The organism is Mizugakiibacter sp., assembly GCF_039680435.1.
Lineage (GTDB): Bacteria > Pseudomonadota > Gammaproteobacteria > Xanthomonadales > Rhodanobacteraceae > Mizugakiibacter.
Window position 1 is genome coordinate 1 of sequence record NZ_JBDKSX010000105.1, and the last position, 4,406, is coordinate 4,406.

General features: G+C 74.0%; 4 protein-coding genes. All 4 read right to left on the bottom strand.

The window, feature by feature from the left end; genetic code table 11:
• Positions 1-372: hypothetical protein (locus ABFC67_RS11450; protein WP_346738158.1), on the bottom strand; the 372-nt coding region annotated here is incomplete at its 3' end.
• Between the two features lie 64 nt (positions 373-436).
• On the bottom strand, positions 437-1,441 hold the full coding sequence (locus ABFC67_RS11455) for a c-type cytochrome (RefSeq protein WP_346738159.1): 1,005 nt from the start codon (positions 1,439-1,441) through the stop codon (positions 437-439).
• Positions 1,442-1,507: 66 nt separating this feature from the next.
• Entirely contained in the window at positions 1,508-2,452 is a 945-nt protein-coding gene (locus tag ABFC67_RS11460) for a copper resistance protein B (RefSeq protein WP_346738160.1), read from the bottom strand.
• Between the two features lie 11 nt (positions 2,453-2,463).
• Entirely contained in the window at positions 2,464-4,254 is a 1,791-nt protein-coding gene (locus tag ABFC67_RS11465; RefSeq protein WP_346738161.1) for a copper resistance system multicopper oxidase, read from the bottom strand.
• Positions 4,255-4,406: the final 152 nt, after the last annotated feature.

The following is a 4,406-nucleotide window of genomic DNA, read 5'->3' on the forward strand; positions in this document are numbered from 1 at the left end:
CGTCGCCGCCGGCGGCGACGGATGCGGCGCGGCGCAGTACGCCGGCGGCGGGGACATCAGCGCCAACGGCAGCAGCGCCGGCGCGGCGGGCGGCAGCGCGGGCAGCATGGCCGGCGGTACCGTCGGCGTGCGCGCGTCGGGCGCGGCCGGCGCCTGCTCCGCGCAGTGGTAGCCGCACAGGGCGGCGGCGCTGCCGGGCGACGACGACATCGGCACGCCTTCGCAGTGCGCGGCCATCGCCGTCTGCGCCGGCGCCGCATCCAGCGTGCACGCGTAGGCCGCCAGCGCCAGTTGCTGCAGCAGCAGCGCGCACGCCGCCAGCAGGGCCAGCCGCAGGCGGGTGCGTAGGGATGTGCGCCAGCGCGGAATCATGACGACACCATCGCCGGGCAGGCGGGGCGGCACTCGATCCGCGTCAAGGCCGGCGGCGTCCGCCTCAGGGCGACGCCAGCGGCGCCGCCGCCCAGTGGATCGCGGCGATCGTCCAACCGGACCCGCCCTGGCGCAGCAGCACCGTTTCGCTGCCGCGCAGCGCGATCGGCTTGCCCTGCCACTGCGCGCGCGTCTCCATTTCGCTGGCCACCCAGGCGCGGTCGCCGTCGAGCGCCGAGTGGCGGCTCAACAGCCTGACCTGCGCGGCCTGCAGGAACGCCATGTCGTCGCCGAGGTGCGCGGCGGCGTACGCCGCGCGCGAGCGCTGCAGCGATCCGCCCTCGGCGATCTGCACGTCCTCGGCCAGCCGCGCCAGCGCGGCCTCGCGGTCGCCGCGCTGCAGCGCCTCGTGGAACGCCTGCACCGCCGCCTCCGCGGCGGGCGCGCCGGCGGTGGCCGCCGGCGCGGCGTGGTCGTGGCCGGCGCCGTCGTGCGCGTCGTGGTCGTGGTCCGCCGGCGGCGCGGCCTCTTCGTGCCCGTCGTGATGCTCGTGCGCGTCACCCTCGCCCGCGTTGCCGGTGATCTGGCGATATTGCTCGGGCGTCAGGGACGGCAGCTTGCGCAGGAAGGCGACCATCGCCCAGATCTTGGCGTCGTCGTGGGTCTTGCCCCAGGCCGGCATCGCGGTCAGCTTGACGCCGTGCTTGATCGCCCAGAACGCCTCGCGCGGGTCGCCCATGCTGCCCTCGGCGAGCTTGGGCGGCTGCGGGTACAGGCCGGCGCGGATCTCGGTTTCGTCCATGCCGGGCGCGAGGTGGCAGCCGGTGCACATCGCGTCGTAGTGCTCGGCGCCTTCGGCGAGCAGCGCCGGATCGTCGAGGTTGGACGGCACCTGCACGTCCTCGGCGCGGCGCTCGATGGAGCGCTCACGCAGCGCGTCGAGCAGGCGCTCGGTAAGCGTCCAGTGCGGCGCGTCCGCGCCGATGTCGTACGCGCCCGACCACACGAACGCACCGCCGGCGAGCACCAGCACCAGCAGCACGACCAGCGTCTTCAGCAGCAGTTTCATGCGATTCTCCCTGATGGCGATCGAGCGGGCGCCGCCGCATTGCGGCACCCTACTCCCGCGCCGGCGTCAGAACCAGACGCGCACGCCGGCGACCCACTGGCGGTCCGTCGCCGGCTCGCCGGCGCTGCGCGCAAGCCCCGCGCTCGCGCCGAACCTGCGCGTCCACACGTAGCCGACGTACGGCGCGAATTCGCGGCGGATCTCGTAGCGCAGGCGCAGGCCGAATTCGCCGTCGGACAGGCCGGCGCCGATCCCGCGCGCCGGATCGGCCTTGCCGTAAGCGTCGAGTTCCGCGCGCGGCTGCAGCACCAGGCGCTGGGTCAGCAGCAGTTCGTATTCGGCCTCGAAGCGCAGCGCGGCGCGGCCCTGCGCGCCGACGTAGGCGGTGGCCTGCAGCTCGAACCAGTACGGCGCCAGGCCGGCGATGCCGAACGCGATCCAGTCACGGCCGGGGCCCGCGCCGAAGTCGCGACGCGCGCCGAGCTGCCAGTCCCACCACGTGGCGAATGCGTGGTCCCACAGCAATTCGGCGCGCGCGTCCTCGACCTGCCCGCCGCGGCGCGCGCCTTCGGTCTTGAACCACAGCTTGTCGAAGTCGCGGCCGATCCAGCCCTGCGCGTTCCACGCGGCCGCCGACGCATCGTCGCCGCGCGCGTGTTCGAACTGGTCGAGCAGCAGCCTGGCGTGCACGGCGTCGTCGCCCATCGCCATCGCCTCGACCATCTGCGCGTGCGTCATCCCGGGCAGCGGATGCGCGGGCGGCGGCGGCGCGACGTGGCGCGCAGCCGCGGCGGATGCGGCGGCCGTCGGCGCGGGCGGTGCGTGGACTGCGTGCCGCGCCTGCGCCGTCTGCGTGGCGTGCCGCGCGTGCGCGTCGGGCGCGGCCGTCGGCGCGGACGCATCGGCCGCGTCTTGCGGCATCGCCATCGCGTGCGCGGCGTGTTCCTGCGCGCACGCCGCCCCGGCCTGCGGCATCGCGGCGAACAGTGCCGCCACCAGCATGTGCCTCATGCGTCGCCGGCTCATGCCACCACCACCTCGCGGAACATGCCCGCCTCCATGTGATAGAGCAGGTGGCAGTGGTAGGCCCAGCGGCCGAGCGCGTCGGCCGTCACCCGGTAGCTCAGCTGCTGCGCCGGCTGCACGCTGATGGTGTGTTTGCGCACCTGGAACGCGCCGTCCGCCGACTCGACCTCGCTCCACATGCCGTGCAGGTGGATCGGGTGGGTCATCATGGTGTCGTTGACCAGCACGACGCGCAGGCGCTCGCCGTGGTCGAAGCGCAGCGGCGCGGCGTCGGAGAACTTGCGGCCGTCGAACGACCACACGTAGCGCCCCATGTGGCCGGTCAGGCGCAGCTCGATCTCGCGCCCGGGCTCGCGCGCGTCGAACGGGCCGCCGAGCGTGTGCAGGTCGGCGTAGCTCAGCACGCGGCGGCCGTTGTCGCGCAGGCCGACGCCGGGGTCGTCGAGGCCGGTGCGCGGCGTGGCCACGCGCATGTCGACGCCGCGGCCGGTGGCGAGCGCGGCGGCGTGCGTCATGCCCGGCATGGCCGCGTGCGCCTGCGCGGCTCCGCCCTTCGCCGTACCGTCGCCCATGTCCATCGTCGCGCCGCAGCCGCCTTCCATGCCCTTCATGCCGGGCATGCCGTGCATGTCGTGCGACATCTCGCCCATCATGTCGCGCATCGCCAGCAGCGGCCGCGGATCGAGCGGCGGCACCTCGGCCTGCATGCCCGCGCGCGGCGCCAGCGTGCCGCGCGCGTAGCCGGAGCGGTCCATCGACTGCGCGAACACGGTGTAGGCGCGGTCGCCGTCGGGCTGCACGATCACGTCCAGCGTCTCCGCCACGCCGAGGCGGAACTCGTCGACGGACACCGGCTCGACGTCCTGGCCGTCGGTCGCCACCACGGTCATCTTCAACCCCGGGATGCGCACGTCGAAGAACGTCATCGACGAGCCGTTGATGAAGCGCAGCCGCACCCTCTCGCCGCGGCGGAACAGGCCGGTCCAGTTGCCGGCCGGCGCGTGGCCGTTCATCAGGTAGGTGTAGGCGTAGCCGGAGACGTCGGCGAGGTCGGTGGGCTCCATGCGCATCCGGTTCCACATGCGCCGCTCGGCCAGCGCAGCGGCGACGCCGTCGGCGCGCGCGTCGTGCAGGAAATCGCCCAGCGTGCGCTTGCCGAAGTTGTAGTAGTCGCTCTGCTTCTTCAGCGTGGCGTAGATGCGCTCGGGGTCGGTATCGGTCCAGTCCGACAGCAGCACCGTGTAGTCGCGCTCGGCCGGGAAGCGCTCGCCGTCGCGCGGCGTCACCACGATCGGCCCGTACAGCCCGGTCTGTTCCTGGAAGCGCGAATGGCCGTGGTACCAGTAGGTGCCGGCCTGGTGGACGGTGAAGCGGTAGGCGTAGGTATCGCCGGGCGCGATGCCCATGAAGCTGATGCCGGGCACGCCGTCCATGTCGGCCGGCAGGATGATGCCGTGCCAGTGGATCGAGCTGGTCGTCGGCAGCGTGTTGCGCACGCGCAGGGTGACGGTGTCGCCCTCGCGCCAGCGCAGCAGCGGCGCCGGCAGCGCGCCGTTGACCACGGTGGCGGTGCGCGCGCGCCCGGTGAAGTTCACCGGCAGTGCGCCGATCTCGAGGTCGAATTCGGTGCCGGACAGCTCGGCGCGCGGCGCGCCGGCGGCCAGCGCCGGCAGGCGCCAGCCGGCCAGGCCGGCGGCGACGCCGCCGAACGCCAGGCCCTGCACGAAGCGGCGGCGCGCGCGGTCGACGCCGGCGCCGTCGCGCGGAAAGCGGAAAGAATGCTTCATGACGTTGCTCTAATACGAACGGTGACGAAACGCCGCGGCGGCAGCGCGGCGACGACGCGGACCAGCGTACGCGGCGCGCGGCACGACGCCGCGCGGGCGCAACGCAACCAGGGCGTCAGGCGGCCGGTGGCCGCAGCGGCGGCGCGGTGGGT